This window comes from Stenotrophomonas sp. MYb238 (assembly GCF_009496535.1).
Taxonomy (GTDB): Bacteria; Pseudomonadota; Gammaproteobacteria; order Xanthomonadales; family Xanthomonadaceae; genus Stenotrophomonas.
Genome location: NZ_WIDL01000032.1, coordinates 1 through 25,375, shown reverse-complemented (window position 1 = coordinate 25,375; position 25,375 = coordinate 1). Strand labels below are relative to the sequence as shown.

The 25,375-nt window shown below is 69.4% G+C and carries 25 protein-coding genes and 1 pseudogene; 10 read left to right on the top strand and 16 right to left on the bottom strand.

The window, feature by feature from the left end:
- Positions 1 to 77 precede the first annotated feature (77 nt).
- The 6 genes from lptD to CQ393_RS16670 all read left to right on the top strand — a co-directional run bounded on the left by lptD (position 78) and on the right by CQ393_RS16670 (position 7,217).
- Positions 78 to 2,513 carry an LPS-assembly protein LptD gene (lptD, locus tag CQ393_RS16695; protein WP_343200016.1) on the top strand — a complete coding sequence of 812 codons (2,436 nt, stop codon included), beginning with the start codon at positions 78 to 80 and terminating at the stop codon, positions 2,511 to 2,513.
- Positions 2,510 to 3,859 (top strand): peptidylprolyl isomerase, encoded by a 1,350-nt coding sequence (locus CQ393_RS16690; RefSeq protein WP_153193198.1) that lies wholly within the window; start codon positions 2,510 to 2,512, stop codon positions 3,857 to 3,859. The genes lptD and CQ393_RS16690 overlap by 4 nt, the downstream gene beginning before the upstream one ends.
- 4 nt (positions 3,860 to 3,863) lie before the next feature.
- Positions 3,864 to 4,850, top strand: a complete 987-nt coding sequence (gene pdxA, locus CQ393_RS16685) for a 4-hydroxythreonine-4-phosphate dehydrogenase PdxA (RefSeq protein WP_153193197.1) — start codon at positions 3,864 to 3,866, stop codon at positions 4,848 to 4,850.
- A 148-nt stretch (positions 4,851 to 4,998) separates the two neighbouring features.
- Positions 4,999 to 5,811, top strand: coding sequence for a 16S rRNA (adenine(1518)-N(6)/adenine(1519)-N(6))-dimethyltransferase RsmA (rsmA, locus tag CQ393_RS16680; protein WP_153193195.1), 813 nt, complete (start codon positions 4,999 to 5,001; stop codon positions 5,809 to 5,811).
- Positions 5,812 to 5,847: 36 nt separating this feature from the next.
- Positions 5,848 to 6,231, top strand: coding sequence for a Co2+/Mg2+ efflux protein ApaG (apaG, locus tag CQ393_RS16675; protein WP_153193194.1), 384 nt, complete (start codon positions 5,848 to 5,850; stop codon positions 6,229 to 6,231).
- Complete coding sequence (locus CQ393_RS16670) at positions 6,231 to 7,217, top strand: symmetrical bis(5'-nucleosyl)-tetraphosphatase (protein WP_153193193.1); 987 nt, start codon at positions 6,231 to 6,233, stop codon at positions 7,215 to 7,217. The genes apaG and CQ393_RS16670 overlap by 1 nt, the downstream gene beginning before the upstream one ends.
- Before the next feature lie 970 nt (positions 7,218 to 8,187).
- Here CQ393_RS16670 and CQ393_RS16665 read toward each other — a convergent pair.
- From CQ393_RS16665 to CQ393_RS16615, 11 genes and pseudogenes are all read right to left on the bottom strand, one after another.
- Positions 8,188 to 8,685 carry a dihydrofolate reductase gene (locus tag CQ393_RS16665; protein WP_343200015.1) on the bottom strand — a complete coding sequence of 166 codons (498 nt, stop codon included), beginning with the start codon at positions 8,683 to 8,685 and terminating at the stop codon, positions 8,188 to 8,190.
- Between the two features lie 38 nt (positions 8,686 to 8,723).
- Positions 8,724 to 9,518, bottom strand: a complete 795-nt coding sequence (locus CQ393_RS16660; RefSeq protein WP_153193192.1) for a thymidylate synthase — start codon at positions 9,516 to 9,518, stop codon at positions 8,724 to 8,726.
- A 102-nt stretch (positions 9,519 to 9,620) separates the two neighbouring features.
- The gene (gene lgt / locus CQ393_RS16655; protein ID WP_153193191.1) at positions 9,621 to 10,526 is read right to left on the bottom strand and encodes a prolipoprotein diacylglyceryl transferase; all 906 of its coding nucleotides are present in this window, start codon (positions 10,524 to 10,526) and stop codon (positions 9,621 to 9,623) included.
- 56 nt (positions 10,527 to 10,582) lie between these two features.
- Complete coding sequence (locus CQ393_RS16650) at positions 10,583 to 10,915, bottom strand: VOC family protein (RefSeq protein WP_228114637.1); 333 nt, start codon at positions 10,913 to 10,915, stop codon at positions 10,583 to 10,585.
- Positions 10,916 to 10,972: 57 nt separating this feature from the next.
- Positions 10,973 to 11,464, bottom strand: coding sequence for a TPM domain-containing protein (locus CQ393_RS16645; RefSeq protein ID WP_153193189.1), 492 nt, complete (start codon positions 11,462 to 11,464; stop codon positions 10,973 to 10,975).
- A 14-nt stretch (positions 11,465 to 11,478) separates the two neighbouring features.
- Positions 11,479 to 12,141 (bottom strand): annotated as a pseudogene (locus tag CQ393_RS16640) (TPM domain-containing protein); the annotation flags it as partial.
- Positions 12,142 to 12,148: 7 nt separating this feature from the next.
- Positions 12,149 to 12,778, bottom strand: a complete 630-nt coding sequence (locus CQ393_RS16635) for a LemA family protein (protein ID WP_153193187.1) — start codon at positions 12,776 to 12,778, stop codon at positions 12,149 to 12,151.
- Positions 12,779 to 12,913: 135 nt separating this feature from the next.
- Entirely contained in the window at positions 12,914 to 13,663 is a 750-nt protein-coding gene (locus tag CQ393_RS16630; RefSeq protein ID WP_153193186.1) for a TerC family protein, read from the bottom strand.
- Between the two features lie 51 nt (positions 13,664 to 13,714).
- Entirely contained in the window at positions 13,715 to 14,095 is a 381-nt protein-coding gene (locus CQ393_RS16625; protein ID WP_153193185.1) for a diacylglycerol kinase, read from the bottom strand.
- Between the two features lie 223 nt (positions 14,096 to 14,318).
- A complete protein-coding gene (locus CQ393_RS16620; RefSeq protein WP_153193183.1) occupies positions 14,319 to 15,638 on the bottom strand; it encodes a HAMP domain-containing sensor histidine kinase in 1,320 nt (439 codons plus the stop codon).
- 95 nt (positions 15,639 to 15,733) lie between these two features.
- Positions 15,734 to 16,447, bottom strand: coding sequence for a response regulator transcription factor (locus CQ393_RS16615; RefSeq protein ID WP_057505422.1), 714 nt, complete (start codon positions 16,445 to 16,447; stop codon positions 15,734 to 15,736).
- Positions 16,448 to 16,587: 140 nt separating this feature from the next.
- On the opposite strand from CQ393_RS16615, the gene CQ393_RS16610 reads away from it, so the two are divergent.
- Positions 16,588 to 16,941 (top strand): DMT family protein, encoded by a 354-nt coding sequence (locus CQ393_RS16610; RefSeq protein WP_153193181.1) that lies wholly within the window; start codon positions 16,588 to 16,590, stop codon positions 16,939 to 16,941.
- 21 nt (positions 16,942 to 16,962) lie between these two features.
- Here CQ393_RS16610 and CQ393_RS16605 read toward each other — a convergent pair whose 3' ends face one another.
- The 3 genes from CQ393_RS16605 to CQ393_RS16595 all read right to left on the bottom strand — a co-directional run bounded on the left by CQ393_RS16605 (position 16,963) and on the right by CQ393_RS16595 (position 19,412).
- Positions 16,963 to 17,889, bottom strand: a complete 927-nt coding sequence (locus CQ393_RS16605) for a DUF6607 family protein (RefSeq protein ID WP_153193179.1) — start codon at positions 17,887 to 17,889, stop codon at positions 16,963 to 16,965.
- A gap of 213 nt (positions 17,890 to 18,102) precedes the next feature.
- Entirely contained in the window at positions 18,103 to 18,300 is a 198-nt protein-coding gene (locus CQ393_RS16600) for a hemin uptake protein HemP (RefSeq protein WP_055765786.1), read from the bottom strand.
- A gap of 140 nt (positions 18,301 to 18,440) precedes the next feature.
- Positions 18,441 to 19,412: an aldo/keto reductase gene (locus tag CQ393_RS16595; RefSeq protein WP_153193177.1), complete on the bottom strand. Its 972-nt coding sequence runs from the start codon at positions 19,410 to 19,412 to the stop codon at positions 18,441 to 18,443.
- 201 nt (positions 19,413 to 19,613) lie between these two features.
- Here CQ393_RS16595 and CQ393_RS16590 point away from each other — a divergent pair, with 201 nt between their 5' ends.
- From CQ393_RS16590 to dusB, 3 genes are all read left to right on the top strand, one after another.
- Positions 19,614 to 20,912 carry a nucleoside transporter C-terminal domain-containing protein gene (locus tag CQ393_RS16590; protein WP_153193175.1) on the top strand — a complete coding sequence of 433 codons (1,299 nt, stop codon included), beginning with the start codon at positions 19,614 to 19,616 and terminating at the stop codon, positions 20,910 to 20,912.
- 57 nt (positions 20,913 to 20,969) lie between these two features.
- A complete protein-coding gene (locus CQ393_RS16585; protein ID WP_153193174.1) occupies positions 20,970 to 21,923 on the top strand; it encodes a ribokinase in 954 nt (317 codons plus the stop codon).
- A 138-nt stretch (positions 21,924 to 22,061) separates the two neighbouring features.
- Positions 22,062 to 23,051 carry a tRNA dihydrouridine synthase DusB gene (dusB, locus tag CQ393_RS16580; RefSeq protein WP_153193172.1) on the top strand — a complete coding sequence of 330 codons (990 nt, stop codon included), beginning with the start codon at positions 22,062 to 22,064 and terminating at the stop codon, positions 23,049 to 23,051.
- A gap of 495 nt (positions 23,052 to 23,546) precedes the next feature.
- On the opposite strand, the gene CQ393_RS16575 is transcribed toward dusB, so the two are convergent.
- Together CQ393_RS16575 and CQ393_RS16570 are read right to left on the bottom strand one after the other, a co-directional pair.
- Complete coding sequence (locus CQ393_RS16575) at positions 23,547 to 24,146, bottom strand: nitroreductase family protein (protein ID WP_153193170.1); 600 nt, start codon at positions 24,144 to 24,146, stop codon at positions 23,547 to 23,549.
- A 146-nt stretch (positions 24,147 to 24,292) separates the two neighbouring features.
- Positions 24,293 to 25,354, bottom strand: coding sequence for a metal-dependent hydrolase (locus CQ393_RS16570; protein ID WP_153193168.1), 1,062 nt, complete (start codon positions 25,352 to 25,354; stop codon positions 24,293 to 24,295).
- Between the last annotated feature and the right edge of the window lie 21 nt (positions 25,355 to 25,375).

The window sequence follows — 25,375 nt, the reverse complement described above, 5'->3', positions numbered from 1 at the left end:
CGCCCGCGGACGCCCTTCATTGCCCCCATGCAGTCGATGCGGCAAGCTAGCGGCCGTTTTCCCTGAATCCGATCCGCGTGCGCCGAGCCCTCCGCCTGCTTCCCCTGCCCCTGAGCGTCGCCCTTTGCCTGTCGGCGATGGCCAGCGAAAAGCCGGTGAACTGGAACCTGTGCCCGGCCACCGACGTGCTGCCGGCCTTCGACGAAGCGCCCAAGGCCGACCCGGCCGCGGCCGCCACCCGCGACCAGCAGCCGACCGACATCGAGGGCGACCAGCTCACCGGCACCAGCACGATCCCGCAGTACGAGGGCAACGTGGCGCTCAAGCGCGGCGACCAGTTCATGGGCACCGACAACCTGCGCTTCGACACGGAAACCGGCAACTACATCGCCGACGGCAACATCCGCTATTCCGACTCCTCGATCCGCCTGACCGCCAAGCGCGCCGAGGGCAACCAGGAAACCGACAGCCACAAGATCAGCGACATCCGCTACCAGCTGGTCTCGCGCCGCGGCAACGGCAGCGCCGACTCCATCGACCTGCAGGGCTCGGTCGGGCAGATGCACCGCTCCACCTACACCACCTGCGATCCCTCGCAGCCGGTGTGGAAGCTGGCCGCGCCGCAGATCGAGGTGGACAACGAGGCGGGCTTCGGCACCGCCCGCAACGCGGTGCTGCGCGTCGGCAAGCTGCCGGTGATGTACATGCCCTGGTTCAAGTTCCCGATCGACGACCGGCGCATGACCGGCCTGCTCTATCCCAAGCTGAGCCTGTCCGGGCGCAACGGCTTCGACTACGCCCAGCCGATCTATTTCAACCTGGCGCCGAACTACGACGACACCCTGACCCCGCGCTGGATGAGCAAGCGCGGGCTGATGCTGAACAACGAGTTCCGCTACCTCTATGGCGGCGGCCGCGGGCAGCTGGACACCGAATGGATGCCGCACGACTCGCTGCGCGACAAGGAGCGCGGCAAGGTCGTCTACAGCGGCTACCACAACATCGACCGGCACTGGCAGGCGCGCGCGAGCCTGGCCTGGGTCAGCGACGAGCGCTACATGGAGGATTTCGCCAACCGCCTGCTCGGCGTGACCGCCTCCAACCTGCAGAGCACCGCCGGCCTGTACGGCACCGGCCGCACCTGGACCGCCGGCCTGATGGCCGACCACTGGCAGCTGACCGACTACACCCTGACCGAGGCCGCCCTGCCCTACAGCCGCCAGCCGCGCCTGTTCGGCACCTGGGACGACAGCTTCGGCCGCTGGCTGGAAACGGGCGTCTATGCCGAGGCGGTGCGCTTCACCCACGACGACATCCGCGGCAAGACCATCGATGCCGATGGCGAGTACGTGCGCGACGGCAGCCTGACCCGGGTCGATGGCGGCTCGCGCCTGGACATCAAGCCCTACGTGTCGATGCCGCTGGCCGGCGCGGCGTGGTACGTCACCCCGACCCTGGCCTGGCGCTACACCGCCTACGAGCTGGAGCGGGGCCTGGCCGACAGCATCCGCCGCAACCAGCTGATCGCCGCGGGCGTCGACCCGGCCACCGCCACGCCCGAGCAGCTGCGCGGCAATACCGCGCCCCACCGCAGCCTGCCCATCGCCAGCCTGGACATGGGCCTGTTCTTCGACCGCGAGACCGACATCGGCGGCAGGTCCTACCTGCATACCCTCGAACCGCGGCTGTTCTACCTGAACACGCCGTACCGCGACCAGAGCGACCTGCCGCTGTTCGACACCCGCGCCTTCACCTTCAGCTGGGGCCAGCTGTTCCGCGACTCGCGCTTCACCGGCGCCGACCGCCAGAACGACGCCAACCAGCTGACCACGGCGCTGACCACGCGCCTGATCCGCCAGGACGACGGCCGCGAGAAGCTGTCGGCCAGCATCGGCCAGATCACCTACTTCGAGGACTCGCGGGTCACCCTGGACAGCAACGACGCCATCGTCCAGCAGGGCAAGTCGGCGTGGGTCGCCGACGTCAACTGGGCGATCAACGACCGCTGGACCCTGGGCAGCACCTACCAGTGGAACCCGAAGTACCGCAAGGAAGACCTGGCCAGCGTGCGCGCGCGCTACCTGCTGCCCGAGGACGGCGTGGTCAACCTGACCTACCGCTACCGGCGCAACCCCAGCACCAACGTCGACCAGCTCAAGCAGGCCGACCTGTCCTTCCTGTACCCGATCAACCCGCGCTGGAGCATCGTCGGCCGCTATTACTACTCGATGCTCGACCACAAGCCGCTGGAGATCATCGGCGGCGTGCAGTGGGACAGCTGCTGCCTGGCGGTGCGCGCCCTGGCCCGCCGCTACGTGCGCAACCGCGAGGGCGAGATGAACAATTCCTTCCAGGTCGAGTTCGTGCTCAAGGGCCTGAGCTCGGTCGGGCAGGACACGGACCGCACCTTGCGCCGTGCTATTCTCGGCTACAACCGAGACGACCTGTACCTCGTTCCGCCCAGCAACATCGAGGCGAACGACGACGACTACGATCCGAACCTGATTCCATGACCAAGACCCTATCCGCAGTCCTCGCCACCCTGCTGGCGCTTGCCGGCGTGTCCGCACCGGTCGCCGCGCAGCAGACGCAGCCGCTGGACCGCATCGCCGCCGTCGTCGACGAGGACGTGATCCTGCAGAGCGAACTGCAGCGCGCGGTCAACAACATCAAGTCGCAGTACGCCGGCCGCGAGCACCAGCTGCCGCCCGAAGGCGTGCTCGAACGCCAGGTGCTCGAGCGCCTGGTGCTGGTCAAGCTGCAGGTGGCCCGCGCCGAGGGCAGCGGCATCCGCGTCAGCGGCGAGGAACTGAACCACGCCGTGGCCAGCATCGCCCAGCAGAACGGCACCGACGTCGACGGCCTGCGCCAGCGCCTGGCCCAGGACGGCATCGGCTTCGAGGATTTCCGCAACTCGGTGCGCGAGGAGATCATCACCCAGCGCCTGCGCCAGAGCTTCGCGCAGAGCCGCATCAGCGTCAGCGAGGGCGAGGTCGACGCGGCCCTGGCGCAGCAGAGTGCCGGCGGCATGCAGTACCACCTGGCGCACATCCTGGTGGCGCTGCCCGACGGCGCCAGCGCCGAGCAGATCGCCACCGGCCAGAGCAAGGTCGACGGCATCAAGAACCTGGTCGACAAGGGCGAGCTGGACTTCGCCGCCGCCGCGGTGCGCTATTCCGACAGCCCCAACGCGCTGGAAGGCGGCGACCTGGGCTGGCGCAGCCTGGACGAGATCCCCAACGCGTTCTCCGCGCAGATCAAGGCGATGAAGGCCGGCGACGTGCTCGGCCCGATCCGCGGCCCGAGCGGCTTCCAGCTGCTGAAGCTGGTGGAAGTGCGCGACGGCGACAATGCCGCCGCCACCCACACCGTCACCGAGTACCACGCCCGCCACATCCTGGTGCGCGTGACCGACCAGGTGGACGACGCGGCGGCCAAGGCGAAGATCGAGACCCTGCGTGCGCGCATCGCCGGCGGCGCCGATTTCCAGGCCGTGGCCAAGGAATCGTCCGACGACGCCAACAGCCGTGGCCAGGGCGGCGACCTGGGCTGGTTCCCGGCCGATGCGTTCGGCCCGGACTTCGGCCGCCAGGTCGAGAGCGTGCAGGACGAGGGCGTCACCGCGCCGTTCCGCACCGATGCCGGCTGGCACATCGTGCAGCGCGTGGCCACGCGCCAGACCGACGTGACCGACGACAACAAGCGCGCGCAGGTCCGCGACCAGATCGGCCGCCGCAAGCTGGACGACGAATACAACCGCTTCCTGCAGGAACTGCGTGGCGATGCCTACGTCAGCTTCCGCATCGGCGACCGCGCCGAAGGCACCGCCGAGCCGGCGGCCGACCCCGCCAAGCCCTGATCCGATGATTCCCCAGCTCGCTCTGGTCCCGGGCGAGCCTTCCGGGGTCGGCCCGGAACTGTGCATCCGCCTCGTCCAACAGCCGCGCAGCGATTGCCGGCTGTTGGCGTTCGCCGACCCGGACGTGCTGCGCGCCGCCGCGGCCGCGCTCGACCTGCCCCTGAACCTGCTGCCGGAGGACGCCCAGGCCTGCGCACCGGGCGACCTTCGCCTGCGCGAGGTGCGCAACGCCGCGCCGTCCCGCTTCGGCCAGCCCGATCCGGCCAACGCCCGCGCGGTGATCGACGCCCTGCTCGGCGCCGGCCGGGCCTGCCTGGATGGCGAACTCGACGGCGTGGTCACCGGCCCGGTGCACAAGGCGGCGATCAACGCAGGCGGCATCGCCTACAGCGGCACCACCGAACTGCTGGCCCACCAGGCCGGCGTCGAGGTGGTGATGATGCTGGCCAACGACCTGATGCGCGTGGCGCTGGCCACCACCCACCTGCCGCTGCGCGAGGTACCCGACGCGATCAACGCCGACGGCCTGCGCAGGGTCACCACCATCACCGACGCCGCGCTGCGCCGCGACTTCGGACTGGCGCGGCCGCGCATCGCCGTGCTCGGCCTGAACCCGCACGCCGGCGAGGATGGTCACCTCGGCCGCGAGGAGCTGGACACCGTCATCCCGCTGCTGGAACGGCTGCGCGGCGAAGGCCTGGACCTGGTCGGCCCGCTGCCGGCCGACACCGCGTTCCTGCCGGGCAAGCTGCGCGGCTTCGACGCGGTGCTGGCGATGTACCACGACCAGGGCCTGCCGGTGCTCAAGTACAGCGGCTTCGAACAGGCGGTGAACATCACCCTGGGCCTGCCGTATCCGCGCGTGGCGGTCGACCACGGCACCGCGCTGGACCTGGCCGGCAAGGGCACCGCCGACCCTTCCAGCCTGCTGGCGGCCACCGCACTGTGCGCGCGGCTGGCGGCGCAACGCGGAGCGGGCCATGCGCCTTGAAGCGCATCCCGGCGCGTCCGGATCATCGCGGTGCGGCGTTGCGGCCGCCGAAGGCATCCGCCTTGCCTGCGGCCCGCGCCCTGCCGCGCGGCGGTCCGATCACGCCGGGCCGCACGCCAAAGCACACGACACGATCTAGAATCATCCGATGAATTCCTCCCATTCCCCGCGCGCCGACGCCGGTTTCACCGCGCCTGCGAAGAAGCAGCTGGGCCAGCACTTCCTGGCCGACGCGCACTACGTCGAGAAGATCGTGCTGGCGGTCAACCCGAAACCCGGCGACCGGCTGGTCGAGATCGGCCCGGGCCAGGGCGCCATCACCTTCCCGCTGCTGCGCCGCCATCCGCAGCTGACGGTGATCGAGTTCGACCGCGACCTGATCGCGCCGCTCACCGCCGCGGCCGCGCCGCTGGGCGAACTGACCATCGTCCACCGCGACGTGCTGCAGGTCGATTTCACCGAGCTGGCCGGCGGCTCGCCGATCCGGCTGGTCGGCAACCTGCCCTACAACATCTCCTCGCCGATCCTGTTCCACGCGCTGGAGCATGCCGCGGCGATCTCGGACATGACCTTCATGCTGCAGAAGGAAGTGGTGGACCGCATGGCCGCCGCGCCGGGCAGCAAGGTCTACGGCCGCCTGAGCGTGATGCTGCAGGCGTGGTGCCAGGTGACCTCGCTGTTCGTGGTGCCGCCGGGTGCGTTCCGGCCGCCGCCGAAGGTGGACTCGGCGGTGGTGCGGCTGGTGCCGCGCGACCCGGCCACGGTCGGCATCGCCGATCCGCGGCACTTCGCCAACCTGGTCAGGGCCGCCTTCGGCCAGCGCCGCAAGACCCTGCGCAACGCCCTGAACGGCATCGTCGACGAAGCCGGCTTCGCCGCCGCCGGCGTGCGCAGCGACGCGCGCGCCGAACAGCTGGACGTGGCCGATTTCATCGCCCTGGCCAACGTCACCGTCGCCTGACGTCCGCTCCACCCGCTTTTGCTTACACTTGCCCGCATGGACGATTCCCGCCATTACGCGATCGAGATCGAGGTCTCCCCTCGTTTCGTCGACGAACAATCGGCGCCCGAGGACGGGCGCTATGCGTTCGCCTACACGATCCGCATCCACAACCGCGGCACCGTGCCGGCGCGGCTGATCAGCCGCCACTGGCGCATCACCGACGGCAACGGCCGCACCGAGCACGTGGATGGCGACGGCGTGGTCGGCGAGCAGCCGCGGCTGCGCCCGGGCGAGGAGTTCCGCTACACCTCCGGGGTCATGCTCGGCACCGAGCGCGGCACCATGCAGGGCCATTACGACATGCTGGCCGACGACGGCACCGAATTCGCCGCGCCGGTCGCCCCGTTCGTGCTGTCCATTCCCAGGACCCTGCACTGATGGCGACCTGGGCGATAGGCGACCTGCAGGGCTGCTACGACGTCACCCGGCGGCTGCTGGAGAAGATCAACTTCGACCCGGCCGCCGACCGGTTGTGGTTCTGCGGCGACCTGGTCAACCGCGGCGGGCAGTCGCTGGAAACCCTGCGTCTGGTCCACTCCCTGCGCGAACACTGCACGGTGGTGCTGGGCAACCACGACCTCTCGCTGCTGGCCGTCGGCGCGCGCAGCCCGGAGGAACAGCGCAAGGTCAACCCGGACCTGCAGCGCGTGGTGCTGGCCGAGGACCGCGACGTGCTGCTGGACTGGCTGCGCCTGCAGAAACTGGTGCACGTGGACCGCGACCTGGGCTGGATGATGTTCCATGCCGGCCTCGCGCCGAAATGGACCGTGGCGATGGCCGAGAGGCATGCGCGCGAGGTCGAGCAGCAGCTGCACGGCAACGGCTACCGCAAGCTGCTGCGCAACATGTACGGCGACGGCCCCAGCTGGGCGCCGAACCTGGCCGGCTACGACCGCGCGCGCGCGATCATCAACATCTTCACCCGCATGCGCTATTGCACCCCGCGCGGCCGCATCGGCATGGAAGACAAGGGCACACCCGGCACCCAGCAGCAGGGCATGTATCCGTGGTTCGAGGTGCCGGGCCGGGTCGAGCGCGAGCTGAAGATGGTCTGCGGCCACTGGTCGGCGCTGGGCCTGACCATCACCCAGGGCGTGCACGCCATCGATACCGGCGCGGTCTGGGGCGGCAAGCTCACCGCACTGCAGCTGGACAGCGAAGAACTGCGCGTGGTGCAGGTGCCCGGCCGCGACGTGCCCGCGCCGGTACCCGGCGCGCATCCACCGCGCAGGCCGCCAGCCGAGCGACGCCCGGAACCACGCAACGACGCCCAGGGCGAACGCCGCGAGCGGCGGCGGCCGCGGCGGCATCGCCACAGCGGCGGCAACGACGGCAATCCAGGCGGCGCTACGCCCGCCCAGTAAGTGCCATCCACCAGGTCCGGGGCGGTTCTTCCCGGACCTGACAGGCTTGCCTGCAGGTGATTCCCATCCATGTCCTGGAAACGGGAATGCACCCTGCCTGGCCATGCGGCAGTTCTCCGGCAAGCACGCCACGGCGCTTCAACGCCGCCTGGATGCTGCGACGGCATCCTGCGTCGCGTCTACCCGGGATGACCACGGCTGTCATGCATGCCAGTCGTCTCCCGGGCGATGCCTGACGCCGGATCAGGCCAGGGCGCGAAGCGGTGCCGACCCGCACGTTTTCCTGGATTGCGATCCCTTTCGCCCGACTTGCACGGGCTCATCAGCAGGCTCTGCCTGAAGGGCGGGCGCCCCATGGCCGTTGATCGCGCAACGGCAAGCTGTTGTTACATCTTTCTCTTTTTTGAACATAGGAAAACCCTCCTTTGCAAACTTGTCAGTGATCGAATGGGAAATCTCGTTGAACAGAATGTGCGCAAACAAACTGATGCCTGGAAACACAAAATGAACCACGACTTCGATCAACGACCTCAGGAGTACGCCCGCAAACCGTAAAGCTTGTCCCGCAACCCAGCGCCGGGATGATGCCACATCATCCAGCGGCGCCGACCTGGGAGTGTCACCCAGCCACGCGGATCATCTGCCGACGCTGAAGCTGGAGGATGCGTGCGCCATTGCAGGGGCGGGCAACCGGAACGATCCGGCCCGGACCGCGAACGGATCAAGAGCCGGGATACGGATCAAGTGCCGGGATAACGCGCGCGGATGACGCACCGGCACACGGAGGCGAAGTCGGAAAGCAGTGCGCGGACGCTGTCGCACCGGCACTATTCCAGCGTAGACATGAAAGCGCTTTCCGGCCTTTGAAGGGGCGACTCCGGCCAGTAACAGCAACTCACTGCGCCACGCCCGCTTGCGCACGACCTTGTCCAACGCGCACGCGATCCATCAATGCCCCGCCGGCATCGGCCTACGATTGACGGCGCAGGTAATGAACGAAGCGGAAGGGGAAGGCGTGTCGTTCGTCGGCGGGATGCGGTTGACTCTCCACCTCCTGCCACACCAGCGGGTCCACCTCGGGGAAATGCGTGTCGGCCACGACCTCGGCATCCACCCAGGTCAGGTGCAGGTCCGTGGCTTGGTCGATCAGCAGCCGGTAGATTTCGCCGCCGCCGATCACGCACAGTTCGTCGGCGCCTTCGCCGGACGCGATGTCCCTGGCTTCTTCCAGCGACGCCACCGCCCGCATGCCGTCGAACGGTACCCGCCCGCTGCGGGTAAGCACCAGGTTGGTCCGCCCCGGCAGCGCACGGCCGAGGGATTCGGCGGTCCTGCGCCCCATCAGGATCGGCTTGCCTAGGGTGAGCGCCTTGAAGTGCTTGAAGTCGTCCGGCAGGTGCCACGGCATGCCGTTGTCGCGGCCGATGCCGCGGTTGCGGTCCAGTGCGGCAATCAGCGAAAGGCGCACTCCCGGCGTCCCGCTCCCCGTTCGCGCGTCCCCGCTTCTCACACCGCCACCGGCGCCTTGATCGCGGGCAGCGGGTCGTAGCCGTCGATGCGGATGTCGTCGAAGGTGAAGCCGAACAGGTCGGTCACCTCCGGGTTCAACCACAGGTGCGGCAACGCGCGCGGCTGCCGCGAAAGCTGTTCGCGGGCCTGCTCGTAATGGTTGGAATACAGGTGCGCATCGCCCAGCGTGTGCACGAAATCGCCCACGCCCAGGCCGGTGGCCTGCGCCACCATGTGGGTCAGCAGCGCGTAGCTGGCGATGTTGAACGGCACGCCGAGGAAGATGTCGCCGCTGCGCTGGTACAGCTGGCAGCTGAGCCTGCCGTCGGCCACGTAAAACTGGAACAGGTTGTGGCAGGGCATCAGCGCCATCTGCGACAGCTCGCCCACGTTCCAGGCGCTGACCACCAGCCGCCGCGAATCCGGGTTGCGCTTGATTTCCTCCACCAGCCACTGCATCTGGTCGATCTCGCGGCCGTCGGCGGTGGCCCAGCTGCGCCACTGCTTGCCGTAGACCGGGCCGAGGTCGCCGTTGGCGTCGGCCCATTCGTCCCAGATCCGCACCTGGTTGTCCTTCAGGTAGCCGATGTTGGTGTCGCCCTTCAGGAACCACAGCAGCTCGTGGATGATCGAGCGCAGGTGCAGCTTCTTGGTGGTGACAAGCGGGAAGCCTGCGTTGAGGTCGAAGCGCATCTGCCAGCCGAACACGCTGCGCGTGCCGGTGCCGGTGCGGTCGGCCTTTTCGGTGCCGTGTTCGAGCACGTGGCGCAGCAGGTCCAGGTATTGCTTCATTTTTCGCCTCCGGCGAAGGGCTTCATTTTTCGCCTCTGGCGAGGGGCTTCATTGCTTTGCCTCTGGCGAGGGGCTTCATTGCTTTGCCTCCGGCAACGGGCTTCACGCCCTGTCTGCCGCCGGCAGCACCGGCTGCAGCGTCGGCGCGCGCCGCGACAGCGCCAGCAGCGCCAGCCCCAGCGCGATCAGCGGCAGGCTCAGCAGCTGGCCGCGGGTGAACCAGCCGAAGGCGAGATAGACGCCGTTGTCGGGCATGCGCACGAATTCCACCAGGAAACGGAAGCAGCCGTACAGCAGCGCGAACAGGCCGGAGACGGCGTAGCGAGGACGCGGCTTCATCGAATACAGCCACAGCACGACGAACATCACCAGCCCTTCCAGCACCGCTTCGTACAGCTGCGAGGGATGGCGCGCGTACTGGGTGAGCAGGCCGGCGGCGTAGTCCTGCCGGATCTGCGCGGCCGACATCAGCTGCTCCATGGTCGGCAGGCCCGCCGGCACGTCCTTGAGCGGCGCGTGCGGGAACACCACGCCCCAGCCGGCGTGGGTGAACTTGCCCCACAACTCGCCGCCGACGAAATTGCCGAGCCGGCCGAAACCCAGCCCCAGCGGCACCAGCGGCGCGACGAAGTCGATGGTGTCGAAGTAGTGCAGCGCATGCTTGCGGGTCCACCACCAGCCGGCGGCCATGACGCCGAGCAGGCCGCCGTGGAAGCTCATGCCGCCTTCCCAGACGCGCAGCAGGATCAGCGGGTTGTGCAGGAAATCGGCGGTCGCGTAGAACAGCATGTAGCCGATGCGCCCGCCCAGCACCACGCCGAGCATGGCGTAGAACAGCAGGTCGGAAAAACCGTTCATGTCCACGCCCGGCAGGCGCCCGGCGCGGATGCGCACGCGCCCCAGCCACCAGGCGGCGGCGAAACCGAGCAGGTACATGATGCCGTACCAGTGCACCTTGATCGGCCCCAGGGAGAAGGCGATGGGGTCTATGTCGTGGAGGTAAATCATGCGTGTGCGGATTGGCCTGGATTGAGGGGTGCCGGAAAGCGCCGGTGGATGGATTGTCAGTCCTGCTGCCGGAACGCCACGTAATAGCCGTTGCAGTCGTTGATGGCGAACTCGCGCGTGCCGTAGGGCATGTCCTGCAGCGGCCACGCGACTGTCGCCCTGTCCCTGACCTGCTCCCACAGCGCGTCCACGTCGGCGACCGCGATGTAGAGCGTGCCGGAAAAGGCCGGCGGCATCTTCCACAGGTCCGTTCCGGTGAAGAGCAGCGCGCAGCCGTGGCCTTCGACCACCAGCGGGTCCCGGTCCACCGGCGAGACCGAGAAACCCGGCAGCGAGGCATAGAACGCCCCCGTCTCCGGGAGGCTGTTGCAACGCAGGAGAAGACTCAACACCATGTACCGCTCGCGGCCGGGTCCACGTGACTGGAGGTCGCCATTCTCGCCGGTTCAGCCCAGGATGTGGGGCTGGTCGGGCAATTCATTGTCCCGGGGATGCCGCGGACCGGCAGGAAAATGCTGCGCCAGCAGCGCCGATATCTCCGCCACGGCCGCCAGCACCGCCGCCTCCAGGTCGCCCTCGCGCCGGCGGCGGCTGAAGTCCTCGCAGATCCGCCGCCACTGCGCCGCCGCGATGCGCCCGTGCAGGCCGCGGTCGGCGACGATCTCGATGGCGTGGTCGGCCAGCAGCAGGTAGACCAGCACGCCGTTGTTGGCCTGCGTGTCCCAGGTGCGCAGCACGGCGAAGGCGTGCTCGGCGCGTTCGCGCGGCGTTACCCCGCGCCACAGCGCCGACAGCGGCAGGTCGGATTCGACCGCGAACATCACCTGCCCGGCATGCAGGCGCTCGCCGTCGGCGATGGCATGGGCGATGCGGTCCAGGCCGGACGCGGGGAAGCGCGCGTGGGCCGAGGGCGAGCAGAGATGGCGCAACCAGCGCATCACCAGCTCCCCGAGGCGCCGCCGCCGAGCACTGCCGCCAGCAGTCCTTTCAGCGGGCGCGAGCGGCGCGCGAACAGCAGCCGCGCCAGCATCGAGGCCAGGCCGCCGATGAACAGCGCGATGAAGAAGGTGGCGTCGCCGCCGCCCGGGTCGCGGTTGCTGGCCACCGGCGCCGGCAGCTGCTCGCCATCGACCAGCCGGACCAGCACCGCGGTCGCCTCGGCGATGCCGCCGGCGTAGTCGTCGTTGCGGAAATGCGGCACCAGGTATTCCTGGATCACCCGGTTGGCCACGGCATCGGGAATGGCGCCTTCCAGGCCGTAGCCGGGCTCGATGCGCACGCGGCGGTCGTTCCTGGCCACCAGCAGCAGCACGCCGTCGTCCACGCCCTTGCGGCCGATGCGCCACTGCTCGAACACGCGGGTGGCGTACTGGGCGATGTCTTCCGGCTGCGTGCTGGGCACGATCAGCACCTGCAGCTGGCTGCCCTTGCGCTGCTGCAGGGCCAGCGCCTGCCGCACCAGCGCCTGCGTCTGCGCCGCGTCCAGGGTGCCGGTGGTGTCCACCACCGGCGAGTCCAGCGGCGGGATCGGCGCCAGCTGCTGCGCCACGGCCGCTCCCGCCCCGCCGAGGCCGAGCAGCAGGACCAGCAGCAACCGGCGCAGCAGGCGCGTCATCGCCGGCTCACTGCGCCGGGGCGGGCTGCGGGGCCTGCGACTGCGGCGCCGGCCGCGTGCCGAAGTCCACCGCCGGCGGCTGCGCGATCTGCGCCTCGTTCTCGACGGTGAAGTTGGGCTTGGCCTTGTAGCCGAACAGCTTGGCGGTGATGACCTGCGGGAACGAGCGGATGTAGGTGTTGTAGTCCTGCACCAGCTGGATGTAGCGGCCGCGCGCGACGGTGATGCGGTTCTCGGTGCCTTCCAGCTGCGCCTGCAGGTCGCGGAAGTTCTGGTCGGACTTCAGCGTCGGGTAGTTCTCGCTGACCACCAGCAGCCGCGACAGCGCGCTGCCCAGTTCGCCCTGCGCCTGCTGGAACCGCTGCAGAGAGGTCTCGTCGTCGGCATCGACCTGGATCTGCCCGACCCGCGAGCGCGCGTTGGTCACCTCGGTGAGCACCTGCCGCTCCTGCTGGGCGTAGCCCTGCACGGTATTGACCAGGTTGGGGATCAGGTCGGCGCGGCGCTTGTACTGGTTGGCCACCTCGGACCAGCCGGCCTTGACCGCCTCGTCCTTCTGCTGGATGGCGTTGTAGCCACAGCCGGAAATCGAAATCGCCGCGATGGCGAGCAGCATCAGGCGGAGGAACTGGCGCATGGGCGGGGTCCTTGGGCGGCGGGAGTCCGCAGCATGCCACCACCGGCGTTCAACGTGTGCATACGACAAGGGCCGGCATCGGCCGGCCCCCGTCGGGTCGCCGCCGCCGGCATGGCGCCGGCGGCAGGCCGCGGTTTACCAGTTGTCCGAGCCCGGGACGTGGTGCTGCCTGGCATTGCGCCGCATCAGCAGGTTCAGCCACTCCACCAGCACCGAGAAACCCATCGCCGCGTAGATGTAGGGCTTGGGCACGTGCAGGTCCAGGCCGTCGAGCACCAGCACCGCGCCGACCAGCAGGATGAAGGCCAGCGCCAGCAGCTTCACGGTCGGGTTGGCGTCGATGAAGCGCCCCAGCGGGTTGGCCGCCAGCAGCATCACCGCCACCGACAGCAGCACCGCGCAGACCATTACCGGGACGTGGTCGGCGATGCCGACCGCGGTGATCACCGAATCCAGCGAGAACACGATGTCGATGACGGCGATCTGCGCGATCACCATGCCGAACGTGGCCGAGGCGCGGGTGGTGGTCGGGTCCTGGTCCTCGCCGCCGCTGACCAGCTCGCGGATTTCCTTCACGCCCTTGTAGAGCAGGAACAGGCCGCCGACGATCAGCACCAGATCGCGGATCGAGATGCCCATGCCGGCCACGGTGAACAGGTTGCTCTCCATGTGCGCCAGGTAGGCCAGCGAGACCAGCAGCATGATGCGGGTGATGCAGGCCACGGCGATGCCGACGCGGCGCGCCAGCGGCCGCCGCTGCTCGGGCAGGCGGCCCACGGCGATGGAGATGAACACCAGGTTGTCGATGCCGAGCACGATTTCCAGCGCGCTGAGCATGAACAGGGTGACCCATACGTTCGGATCGGCAAGGAACTCAAAAGACATGCGGGAAATCCTTCAGCAAAGACCGTACACCGCCACCGCGCGGCCGGTGGTTCAAAGAATCCGGGGCACCAGGATCAGGCCCCAGCACAGCAGAACATTCATCATCAGCACGAACACCGCCGCCGAGCCCATGTCCTTGGCCCGCCCGGCCAGCACATGGAACTCCGGGCCGTAACGCTCGATCACCGCCTCGATGGCCGAATTGGCTAGTTCCATGGCCATCACCAGCAGCATCGAGCCGACCAGCAGCGCGCGCTCCACCGGAGTCTGGCCCAGCCACAGCGCCAGCGGGGCCAGCACCACGAACAGGTAGACCTCCAGCCGGAACGAGGATTCGTGCCTCCAGGCCGCGGTCAGGCCCTGCCAGGACCAGATCGCCGCCTTGAGCACGCGCGCCGGGCCGCGCGGCAGGTTGCCGACCTCGTCAGCCATGGGCGCGATCCTCGATCGAACCGGCATGGGCGGCCGGAACGGGGCGGAAGCGGGAGGGAATCATGCGGACGGCCGTGACGATGAACAGCGCGGGATTCTGCCACAGGCGTCCTGTCGGCGCCCTGTCGCCGCCTCGCGCAGGCACCCGTCCCGGGCCGCGGGGCACGGGCGCACGCGACGGCATGCGGGCAGGTGAAGGGCCCCCGGCGGTGCCCACGGGCTCTCAGCCGGGCATGGCGTCGCCGGGTTCCTCGTCGATCCTGCGTGCGCCGCGCGCGAAACGCACGGTCACCGTCGTGCCCTGCCCCGGCGCGCTGTCCAGCTCGATGCGCCAGCCGAAGCGCTCGCACAGGCGATGCACGATGGGCATGCCCAGCCCGTGCCCCTGGCGCCGCTCCGGCTCGACCCGGAAGAACGGCTCGAAGATCCGCGCCAGCGCCTCCTGCGACATGCCGATGCCGGTGTCGCGCACGACCAGCCGGTCGGCCTCCACGAACGCATCGACGCGACCGGCATCGGTGTAGTTGCAGGCGTTGCGCAGCAGGTTGCCGACCACCACGTGCAGCACCTGCGGAGGCACCCGCAGCGAGCATGCCGCCAGTACGTGGACTTCCAGCTCGACCGGGCGCCCGGCCAGGGCGCCGCGGGCGTTGGCCGCCTCGTAGCGGACCACGTCGGCGACCTCGACCCATTCGGCCTGCGGCTCGATGTTGGCCTCGCGCGCGAGGATCAGCAGCGCGTCGATCAGCGCCTCCATGTCGCGGCCGGCGCGCTGGATGCGCTGCAGGCTGCGCTGCAGCCCCGGGCTCAGTTCCTGCGCGCCCAGCGCCATGTCGCTGGCCATGCGGATCACGGTCAGCGGCGTGCGCAGTTCGTGGCTGGCGTCGCGGGTGAAGTTGCGCTCGCGCGCGACGTGGTCGCCGATGCGCCCGGCCATGGTGTGCAGAGCATCGGCCAGCTGGCGCACCTCGCCCTGCACGTCCGGCGGCAGCCGCTCCGGCGCCAGTTCGCTCGCGTCCGGATACAGCGGGTCCCATTGCGACACGCGCCGCGCCAGCCAGGTCACCGGCGACACCACGCGGTGCGAGACGTGGTAGGTCAGCCACGAGGCGCCGTAGACCGCCAGCAGGATCAGCAGCACCGGCACCACGCCGAGCCAGAACGCCAGGCGCTGGGCCTGCGAGCGCAGGAACACCAGGTACAGCCGCCCGGCGGGCTTCTCGTCCACCAGCACCAGCTGGTCGGCGTCGCCGATCTCGTGGAAGCCCGGCGCCAGCGCGCGCAGGTCGGCCGGCAGGCTCAGCGGCGACTGCCCCGTTTCCAGCAGGTAGCCGCGGATGTTGCTGGTATTGGGCGGCGGCTGCACCGCCGAGGCGGCGTGCAGTTCCCAGAAGTGCGCCGCCTCTTCCTTGAGCAGGGCGTTGACCAGGCCGAACTTGACCACCAGCAGCACCAGATAGCCGCCCAGCAGCACCGCAAGGCCGGCCAGCAGCGCCTGCAGCATGAAAGCGGTCCTGATCTTGCGCGGCAACCCGTGCAGCATCGCAGCCCCGGCGGTGATCCTGTGCGGTTAGGGGAAGGGGAAGCGGGCCGCGGCGCGGCCCTTCCCTTCGCGACGGAGTGCGTTCGCCGGCATGCTCAGCCCATCGGCTGGGCGATGTCGGCGATGCGGTAGCCCGCGCTTTGCACGGTGTGCAGCAGCGGCCGGTCGAACGGCTTGTCGATGATCTTGCGCAGGTTGTACAGGTGGCTGCGCAGGGTGTCCGAATCCGGCAGGCCATTGCCCCAGATCTCGCGCTCGATCTCCTGCCGGGTCACCACGCGCGGCGATTCGCGCATCAGGATGGTCAGCAGGCGCAGGCCGATGGGCGAGAGCTGCAGCTCGGTGCCGGCGCGGGTGGCGCGCATGCTGACCGGGTCCAGCACCAGGTCGGCGACCTTGAGCACCTCCGCGCCCACCTGGCGGCGTTCGCGTCGGATCAGCGCGCGCAGCCGCGCTTCCAGTTCCTGGATCGCGAACGGCTTGGTCAGGTAGTCGTCGGCGCCGAAACCCAGCCCGGTGAGCTTGTCGTCGAGCGTGTCGCGTGCGGTCAGCATCAGCACCGGCGTGGACTTGCGCGCCTCGTTGCGCAGGCGGCGGCAGACCTCGATGCCGTCCAGGCGCGGCAGCATCAGGTCCAGCACCACCACGTCGTAGCTGTTTTCCGCCGCCAGCCGATAGCCGTCAAGGCCGTCGCAGGCGTAATCCACCTCGAATCCCTTGCCTTCCAGGTACTCGCCGATCATTTCGGAGATGTTGCGGTTGTCCTCGATGACGAGCACCAGTCCGGACGATTCCTTGGTCTGTCGCATGGAGCCTCCCTCGTTCTTCAGCTTTGTGAAACATGCCGTATCCGGAGTGGATCCCGCGTGAAGAAACCCGCGGCCGCGCGCGGTGACTGGACCGGCCGCCCCGCCCCTATGCTATGCGCGCCTTTCCCCCGGACCCTTTCATGCCCGCCACGCCCTTCACCGCCTACCTGTACCCCGTGCTGCTGCTCGTGGGCAGCAACGTGTTCATGACCTTCGCCTGGTACGGGCACCTGAAATACCGCTCGGCGCCGCTGCTGGCGGTGATCCTGGTCAGTTGGGGCATCGCCTTCTTCGAGTACTGCCTGCAGGTGCCGGGCAACCGCCTGGGCGCGGCCGTGTATTCGGCGCCGCAGCTCAAGGGCATGCAGGAGGTCATCACCCTGCTGGTCTTCGCCGTGTTCTCGGCGTTCTACCTGGGCCAGCCGCTGAAATGGAACCACTGGGCGGCGTTCGCCCTGATCGTGGTCGCCGCGCTGCTGATGTTCAAGGAATAGGACGCAGCGCGCCGGGCGGCGTCAATCGCCGCTCGGAGCCTTGGCGACGAACTCGGCGAACACCGCGTCGATCCGCGCGTCGGCAACTTCGCCGCCGGCCTGCACCGCCTCGGCCTGGGTGAACAGCGGGATGATCATCGCCATGCCGTCGAGGCGGGTCTTCAGGTGCACGCCCGGCGCGGCGGCGAGGAAACCGTTCCAGCGCTGGCGCACCCTGGCCCAGTAGCCGGCGGTGGCATTCCAGTAGTCGCGGGCCGGGGTGAAGTCCACGGCGCTGGAACGCGTGTAGTCGTTGAAGCCGAACTCGCGCGCGATCTCGTGCTGCCCGCCATCGGCCCCGCGCCGCACCTTGGTGTTGAACTGCTCGTGGGTCCAGCCGCCGGGCGTCAAGGTGTGCCGGTTGAGCATCGCCAGCGCGTTGTAGTCGCTGCGCCGGGTGTACTCGCGGCGCGGCAGCGGGCGCCAGCCCGGGTCGCTGGTCCAGGTAGGCACGTCGTTGTCGTAGCTCCAGCGGCCGGTGCCGCAATAACGCGGCGCATCGGACACCTCGTACACGCACTGCGTCCACGCGCCGCGGGTGACGGACGCCGGGATCGCACGCACGCGCCAGGTCTGGTCGGCGCTGAACTCGAAGCGGGTCGGCGCCTCGTAGGTCCAGTCCTGCCGCCAGTGCTTGGTGACGTGGCCGCTCCTGGCGTCCACCAGCAGGTGCTGCAGCACGATGCGGGTGGGCGTGTCCTCGACCACCACCACCAGTTCGCTGCCGCCGCTGCGCATCGCCGGCGCGCGCGCGTAGCCGGGAGCCAGCAGCACGGTCTCGTCGAAGGCGAAATCCACGTCGTATTCGCCGCGCATCGCCAGGATGCTGTCGTGGTCGCGGCCGACGTCGGCCGCCGCGGCGCCGCCCGCGGCCAGGGCGAGGCAGGCAAGCAGGGACAGGTGTCTCATCGATGGCTCCAGCCCGGTACCGGGCGCAATGGCCATCCCTGGCCGGTGCATTCTTCCGCAGGGAGTGCGTGGCCGCATCGGCGCGTGGTCCTGTCCGGCTGCCGCGCGGCAGCCAAAGACCCCTGGCTTGGCGACCGGACCGCCGGAGCGGCCCGGTCGCGGCCAAGGGGGGAGAGAGCGGGGACGCGGCTGCCGGCGCGCGGGCCGGCGCGGTTACTTGGTCAGGATCAGCTTGTCGTTGCTGGTATGGCGCAGGCGGTAAACGCGGTCGCCGTGGCGGATCAGGATTTCGCGCTGGCCCTTGAGCAGGGCGCCGCTGTCGATGGTGTCATCGACGGCCACCGCCTGCGGGGCGGAACGTTGCGGCAGGTGCAGCGTACGGGGACGAAGCAGGACAGGTTGGGCGAACATCGTCGGGATTCCGTGGCGGGGACGGAATTGATGATAATGATTCTCATCCGCGACGCAAGAGGGGACGCAGGATTTTTTCGCGCGGCCTCCCCGGCCACCCTTCCGTGCCGGGGCCACGGTGCCCCGGCCTGCCGACCGCATCAGGCGAACACGGCTTCCACCTTCCGCCAGGCGTCCTCGCCCTGGCGCTCCAGCACTTCCAGCGCGCGCAGGTTCTCCTCCAGCTGCGACACCCGGCTGGCGCCGAGGATCACGCTGGACACGTGCGGATTGCGCAGGCACCAGGCGATGGCCAGCTGCGCCGGGGATTCGCCCAGTTCGGCCGCCAGCGCGGTGAAGCGCCGCACCTTGCCCAGCCGGTCCTGCTCCGGCGTGCCCAGCACCGCGTCCTTCAGCCAGTCCATCGTGGTCTGCGCCAGCCGGCTGTCGGCGGCGATGCCCTCGTTGTACTTGCCGGTCAGCAGGCCCGAGGCCAGCGGCGACCAGATGGTGGTGCCCAGTCCGGCGTCGGCGTACAGCGGCGCGTATTCCTGTTCCACCCGCGCGCGGTGCAGCAGGTTGTACTGCGGCTGTTCCATGGTCGGCGCATGCAGGCCGTGGCCGCGCGCGAACGCCACCGCCTCGGCGATCTGCTCGGCCGACCATTCCGACGTCCCCCAGTACAGCACCTTGCCTTGGCGGATCAGCACGTCCATCGCCTGTACGGTCTCGGCGATCGGCGTCTCCGGGTCCGGGCGGTGGCAGTAATAGAGATCCAGGTAGTCCACGCGCAGGCGCCTGAGCGCGGCGTGGCAGGCGTCGTGCACGTGCTTGCGCGACAGCCCCCGCTGCAGCGGGTTGGGCGCGTCGACCGCGCCGAAGAACACCTTGCTGGACACGCAGTAGCCGTCGCGCGGCAGGCGCAGGTCGGCGATCACGTCGCCCATCACCTGTTCGGCGCGGCCCTGCGCGTAGACCTCGGCGTTGTCGAAGAAGTTGACGCCGTTGTCCCAGGCCGCGGCGATCAGGTTGCGGGCCTCGCCACGGGCGATCTGGCTGCCGAAGGTGACCCAGGCCCCGAAGGACAGGGCGGAAAGCTGCAGGCCGGACGACCCGAGGCGGCGGTAGTGCATGGCAGGCTCCTGGAACGCGGCCCGCGCAGGCGGCGCGGGCGGGGCGTCAGTGTACCGCCCGGCACGGCCCCGGCAGTCGCCCGAACCTTGCCGATACCGGCGCGTTCGTCGCCGTTGCGCCCGGCCGGCACCGGAATTGTTGCCCGCCACCGGCCGCTGCACTAGGCTTGCCGCTTTTGCGGGCTGGCCCGGGGAATACTCATGGTCGAAGGTTTGGGCAGGATCGGCTTCGGCCTGTTCGGCCTGGTGGTGCTGATCGGCATCACCTGGCTGTTTTCCAACAACAAGAAGGCGGTGGACTGGAAGCTGGTCGCCACCGGCATCAGCCTGCAGATCGCCTTCGCCGCGCTGGTGCTGCTGGTGCCCGGCGGACGCGACGTGTTCGACTGGCTGGGCCAGGGCTTCGTCAAGATCCTCAGCTACGTCAACGAAGGCTCCAGCTTCATCTTCGGCGACCTGATGAACGTGCCCAAGTACGGCTTCATCTTCGCCTTCCAGGTGCTGCCGACCATCATCTTCTTCTCGGCGCTGATGGGCGTGCTCTACCACCTGGGCGTGATGCAGGCGGTGGTCAAGGTCATGGCCTGGGCGATCACCAAGGTGATGCGCGTGTCCGGCGCGGAGACCACCAGCGTCTGCGCCAGCGTGTTCATCGGCCAGACCGAGGCGCCGCTGACCGTGCGCCCGTACATCCCGAAGATGACCCAGTCCGAGCTGATCACGATGATGATCGGCGGCATGGCGCACATCGCCGGCGGCGTGCTGGCGGCCTACGTCGGCATGCTCGGCGGCGGCGACCCGGTGGCGCAGGCGTTCTACGCCAAGCACCTGCTGGCCGCCTCGATCATGGCCGCGCCGGCCACGCTGGTGATCTCCAAGCTGCTGGTGCCCGAGACCGATACCCCGCTGACCCGCGGCACGGTGAAGATGGAAGTGGAGAAGACCTCCTCCAACATCATCGACGCGGCCGCCGCCGGCGCCGGCGACGGCCTGAGGCTGGCGCTGAACATCGGCGCGATGCTGCTGGCCTTCATCGCCCTGATCGCCCTGCTCAACGCGCCGCTGACCTGGCTGGGCGAGGTCACCGGCCTGGCCCAGGCCATCGGCAAGCCGACCAACCTGGCCACGATCTTCGGCTACGTGCTGGCGCCGATCGCCTGGGTGATCGGCACGCCGTGGGCCGATGCCACCACGGTCGGTTCGCTGATCGGCCAGAAGGTGGTGATCAACGAGTTCGTCGCCTACCTGCAGCTGTCGGAGATCATCAAGGGCAATGTCGCCGGCGTCGCGCTGAGCGACGAAGGCCGCCTGATCGCCACCTACGCGCTGTGCGGCTTCGCCAACTTCAGCTCGATCGCCATCCAGATCGGCGGCATCGGCGGCCTGGCTCCCGACCGTCGCCACGACCTGGCCAGGTTCGGCCTGCGCGCGGTGCTGGGCGGCACCATCGCCACGCTGATGACGGCGACCATCGCCGGCGTGCTCAGCCATTTCGGCTGAGCCCCGACGCGCTCCCCTTTCCGGCTGCCCCACGGCCATCCCAGAGAAGTAGATTCCATGAGTTCTGTTGTCGTTGCCGGTTCCTTCAATGTCGACCACGTCTGGCGCTGCGATGCCCTGCCCGCGCCGGGGGCGACCATTGCCGGGCGCTACAGCACCGGTCCCGGCGGCAAGGGCTTCAACCAGGCGGTGGCCGCGCGCCGCGCCGGCGCCGGCATCACCTTCGTCTGCGCGCTGGGCGAGGACGCCGGCGGCGCGCTGGCGCGCCAGCTGGCGGCGGCCGACGGCATCGCGCTGGCCGCCGAGGCCAGCAGCGAGCCCACCGGCACCGCCGGCATCTACGTGGACAGCCGCGGCCGCAACTCCATCGTCATCGGCCCGGGCGCCAACGCCTCGCTGAGCCCGGAGTTCATGACCGCCAACGCGGCGCTGATCGGCGGCGCCAAGGTGCTGCTGGCGCAGCTGGAATCGCCGGTGGAATCGATCGAGGCGGCGCTGGGCATCGCCCGCGAGGCCGGCGTGCTGACCGTGCTCAACGCCGCCCCGGCGAACGCGCCCTCGACCATCGGCCTGCTCAAGCTGGCCGACGTGCTGACCCCGAACGAAACCGAGTTCGCCGCCCTGCTCGGCCGCCATGTCGGCGAGCGCGTGGAGGCCGACGACGTGGCCGCGCTGGACGGCGCCAGCCTGCATGCGCTGTGCCGCAAGCTGTCGGGCAACACCGTGGTGGTCACCCTCGGCGCGGTCGGCGTGTTCGTCTCGCACGACGAGGAACGCCTGCGCGGCGACAGCCAGCCGTACTACCGCGTGGCCGCCGAATCGGTGCAGGTCGTGGACACCACCGGCGCCGGCGACGCCTTCAACGGTGCGCTGGTCGCCTCGCTGGCGCAGGCGCCGGACGCGGCCTTCATCAAGCACGTGCGCTTCGCCAACCAGTACGCGGCCCGCTCCACCGAGAGCGAGGGCGCGGCGGTGGCGATGCCGCGCATGACGCCGGCCGACGCCGGCTGAGCAGCCGTCTGGCAGGCCCCTCCCGGGTAGGAGCGGCTTCAGCCGCGAAGGGGCTTCACCGGTAGAGCCCCTTCGCGGCTGAAGCCGCTCCTACGCGGTGCGCGAACAGCGCTGCCGCCGGGCACTACAATGCGCCGCATGCAGATCGGTCCCTACACCATCGCGCCCAACGTGGTGCTCGCGCCCATGGCCGGCGTCACTGACAAGCCGTTCCGGCAGCTGTGCAAGCGGCTGGGCGCGGGCCTGGCCGCTTCGGAAATGACCATCTCCGACCCGCGCTTCTGGAATACCCGCAAGTCCATCCACCGCATGGACCATGCCGGTGAGCCGGCGCCGATCAGCGTGCAGATCGCCGGCACCGAGCCGCGGCAGCTGGCCGAGGCCGCACGCTACAACGTCGACCACGGCGCGCAGATCATCGACATCAACATGGGCTGCCCGGCCAAGAAGGTGTGCAACGCCTGGGCCGGTTCGGCGCTGATGCGCGACGAGGCGCTGGTGGCGCGCATCCTCGAAGCGGTGGTGGGCGCGGTGGAGGTGCCGGTCACGCTCAAGATCCGCACCGGCTGGTGCGCCGAGGTGCGCAACGCGCCGGCCATCGCCCGCATCGCGCAGGACAGCGGCATCGCCGCGCTGGCCGTCCACGGCCGCACCCGCGACCAGCACTACACCGGCACCGCCGAGTACGACACCATCGCCGCGATCAAGGCGATGCTCGACATCCCGGTGCTGGCCAACGGCGACGTCGATTCGCCGCGCAAGGCGGCGCAGGTGCTGGCCCATACCGGATGCGATGCGGTGATGGTCGGCCGCGCCGCGCAGGGCCGGCCATGGATATTCCGCGAGATCACCCACTACCTGGCCACCGGCGAGGAGCTGCCGCCGCCATCGCTGGAAGAGGTGCGCGACATCTTGCTCGGCCACCTCGCCGACCTGCATGCCTTCTACGGCGAACCGCAAGGCGTGCGCATCGCCCGCAAGCACCTGGGCTGGTACGCGAAGGACCGGCCGGAGAACGCCGCCTTCCGCGCCGTGGTCAACGCCGCCGAGAGCGCCGACGCGCAGCTGCGCCTGACCCGCGACTATTTCGACGGGCTGATCGCCGGGCAGCCGCGGGCCGCCGCCTGACGACCGCGCTAGACCGCAAACGCGGAACGCGATGCGGGTTACCACCGGGAAGGCCTCTGTGCTTCGGCAGCCAGATTGCGTAGATACGGGGCTTGCCACGAATGGGGCGTTCCCGGGAAGGCTTCCGTGCGGGGCAAGCCCCGCACCCACGACGCCTCGATTCCTCACCTGCGACGCCTCAATTCCAGGCCTGCACTTACTCGACAAGGCCATGAACCTGCGGGGGCCGCCTTCCTCTCAGACGTAGCCCGAAGGGGGGCGTTCCCGGGAAGGTTTCCGTGCGGGCAGGCCCCGCACCCCTGACGCCTCGATCCCTCACCTGCGACGCCTCAATTCCAGGCCTGCGCTTACTCGACACGGCCATGAACCCGCGGGGGCCGCCTTCCTGCCGGACATAGTCCGAAGGACTGCCGCCATGGAAGGCAGCAACAAAAAGGCCCGCCGGCAGAGCGGGCGGGCCTGGATCGGCGCGGGGGGAGGAACGCGCCGGAAGGGTCAGGCGAAGACCTTGAAGCGGGCCTCGTCTTCCATGTAATTCTTCTCGCCGACGGCGGCCTCGTTGGAGCCGAACGGCATCTGCGCGCGCAGCTGCCAGTTGCCGGCGATGCCCCACTCGCGGCGCACGGCTTCGTCCACCAGCGGGTTGTAGTGCTGCAGGCTGGCGCCGATGCCGGCCTCGGCCAGCGCCGTCCACACCGCGAACTGGGCGATGCCGTTGGCGTGCTCGGCCCACACCGGGAAGTTGTCGGCATACAGCGGGAACTGGTCCTGCAGGCCCTTGGTCACGTCCACGTCGTTGAAGAACAGCACCGTGCCGGCGCCAGCGGCGAAGCCGTCCAGCTTGCCTTCGGTGGCGGCGAAGGCCTCGGCCGGCACGATCCGCCGCAGCGCATCCTTGGCCAGCTCCCAGAACTTCACGCTTTGCGCCCCGTGCAGGATCAGCGCGCGGGTAGGCTGCGAGTTGAAGGCCGAGGGCGCCTCGCGCATGGCGTGCTTGATCAGGTCGGTGGCCTGGTCCTGGCCGATGGGCAGGTTGCGGCCGAGCGCGTACTGGGAACGGCGCTGCTTGTACAGGGCGATGGCTTGGCTGTTCATGGTGACTCCGGAAGGAAGGAAAGCCGGCTAGGCGGCCGTTCATGGATTGAGCGCCAGTGTAGTTACCAGCAAATTCAGAACAAATATCAGAAAAATCACTATTTGTTCCAAATTCAAAACAATCATCCTTCCGCTTGGAAACCCTGCTATCCGCCAGCCATCACCTCCCCGGGCGCTGCGCCTTCGTCGTTCCATATGCGGTGCCATACCTGCGCCAACCGCTGTTCCAGCAACGCCCGGCCGCCGGCGGCGCGGTAGACCGGGCGCAGCTGCCGCGGCGGGATCGCCGCCCAGCCGTCGCCGTCCTCCCGGGCCACGGCGAAGCTGAAGTTGTAGTCCGGCTCCAGGCCCATGCGCAGGTCGCTGAGCACCAGTTCGCCTTCCACCACCTGCGCGCGCATGAAGCCGCGGTTGAACCACTGCAGCCGCGCCACCGCCGGGATCGGCGCCGCCTGCCGCAGCGCCTGCACGTTGGAGGGATGGCCGCTGAAGCGCATCGGCCCGTGGTCGGCCCACAGCGAGCGGTCGCCGACCACGTAGCCCTGCGGGGTCATCGCCACCACCCGCCACAGCAGCGTGTTGAACGGCATCGGCACCGAGAACCGCGGCGCATCGCCCAGCCCCATCGCCGCCAGCGCGCGGTCGGCGTCGCGCTCGACCATGCCCTTGGCCAGCAGCGACCAGCCCAGGTAGCCGCAGCTCAGCGCCAGCCCGGCGACCAGCGCGCGCTGCGCCAGCGGTCGCGCCCTGGCGAACCACGCCACCACGCACCCCAGCGCCAGCCACACGGTATACAGCGGGTCGATGATGAACACGCTCGACCACATCGTTGGAGGCGGCATCAGCGGCCACCACAGCTGCGTGCCGTAGACGGTGAACGCATCCAGCAGCGGGTGGGTAACCAGCGCCAGCACCATCGCCCACCACCAGCGCGCCGGCGCCGCCGCCACCCGGCCATGGCCGAAACGGCGGTACAGCCACCAGATCAGCGTGCCCAGCAGCGGCAGCACGAACAGCGAGTGGCTGAAGCTGCGGTGCACCGTCATCAGGCTGACCGGGTCGCGGGTGAAGGCGACGATCAGCAGGCCGTCGAGGTCCGGCAGCGTGCCTAGGGCGGCACCGGCGAGCAAGGCCGCGCGGCGGTGGCCGGCGGGCGCGATGGCGGCGGCAACCGCGCCGCCCAGGACGATCTGGCTGAGGGAATCCATGCCCGCATTATGCCGGCCGCC

Bases quoted from the DNA above. Each gene is read 5' to 3' on its own strand.
- CQ393_RS16690 (WP_153193198.1), top strand. From the start codon at position 2,510: ATGACCAAGACCCTATCCGCAGTCCTCGCCACCCTGCTGGCGCTTGCC.
- pdxA (WP_153193197.1), top strand. From the start codon at position 3,864: ATGATTCCCCAGCTCGCTCTGGTCCCGGGCGAGCCTTCCGGGGTCGGC.
- rsmA (WP_153193195.1), top strand. From the start codon at position 4,999: ATGAATTCCTCCCATTCCCCGCGCGCCGACGCCGGTTTCACCGCGCCT.
- apaG (WP_153193194.1), top strand. From the start codon at position 5,848: ATGGACGATTCCCGCCATTACGCGATCGAGATCGAGGTCTCCCCTCGT.
- CQ393_RS16670 (WP_153193193.1), top strand. From the start codon at position 6,231: ATGGCGACCTGGGCGATAGGCGACCTGCAGGGCTGCTACGACGTCACC.
- CQ393_RS16660 (WP_153193192.1), bottom strand. From the start codon at position 9,518: ATGAAGCAATACCTGGACCTGCTGCGCCACGTGCTCGAACACGGCACC.
- lgt (WP_153193191.1), bottom strand. From the start codon at position 10,526: ATGATTTACCTCCACGACATAGACCCCATCGCCTTCTCCCTGGGGCCG.
- CQ393_RS16645 (WP_153193189.1), bottom strand. From the start codon at position 11,464: ATGCGCTGGTTGCGCCATCTCTGCTCGCCCTCGGCCCACGCGCGCTTC.
- CQ393_RS16635 (WP_153193187.1), bottom strand. From the start codon at position 12,778: ATGCGCCAGTTCCTCCGCCTGATGCTGCTCGCCATCGCGGCGATTTCG.
- CQ393_RS16630 (WP_153193186.1), bottom strand. From the start codon at position 13,663: ATGTCTTTTGAGTTCCTTGCCGATCCGAACGTATGGGTCACCCTGTTC.
- CQ393_RS16625 (WP_153193185.1), bottom strand. From the start codon at position 14,095: ATGGCTGACGAGGTCGGCAACCTGCCGCGCGGCCCGGCGCGCGTGCTC.
- CQ393_RS16620 (WP_153193183.1), bottom strand. From the start codon at position 15,638: ATGCTGCACGGGTTGCCGCGCAAGATCAGGACCGCTTTCATGCTGCAG.
- CQ393_RS16615 (WP_057505422.1), bottom strand. From the start codon at position 16,447: ATGCGACAGACCAAGGAATCGTCCGGACTGGTGCTCGTCATCGAGGAC.
- CQ393_RS16610 (WP_153193181.1), top strand. From the start codon at position 16,588: ATGCCCGCCACGCCCTTCACCGCCTACCTGTACCCCGTGCTGCTGCTC.
- CQ393_RS16605 (WP_153193179.1), bottom strand. From the start codon at position 17,889: ATGAGACACCTGTCCCTGCTTGCCTGCCTCGCCCTGGCCGCGGGCGGC.
- CQ393_RS16600 (WP_055765786.1), bottom strand. From the start codon at position 18,300: ATGTTCGCCCAACCTGTCCTGCTTCGTCCCCGTACGCTGCACCTGCCG.
- CQ393_RS16595 (WP_153193177.1), bottom strand. From the start codon at position 19,412: ATGCACTACCGCCGCCTCGGGTCGTCCGGCCTGCAGCTTTCCGCCCTG.
- CQ393_RS16590 (WP_153193175.1), top strand. From the start codon at position 19,614: ATGGTCGAAGGTTTGGGCAGGATCGGCTTCGGCCTGTTCGGCCTGGTG.
- CQ393_RS16585 (WP_153193174.1), top strand. From the start codon at position 20,970: ATGAGTTCTGTTGTCGTTGCCGGTTCCTTCAATGTCGACCACGTCTGG.
- dusB (WP_153193172.1), top strand. From the start codon at position 22,062: ATGCAGATCGGTCCCTACACCATCGCGCCCAACGTGGTGCTCGCGCCC.
- CQ393_RS16575 (WP_153193170.1), bottom strand. From the start codon at position 24,146: ATGAACAGCCAAGCCATCGCCCTGTACAAGCAGCGCCGTTCCCAGTAC.
- CQ393_RS16570 (WP_153193168.1), bottom strand. From the start codon at position 25,354: ATGGATTCCCTCAGCCAGATCGTCCTGGGCGGCGCGGTTGCCGCCGCC.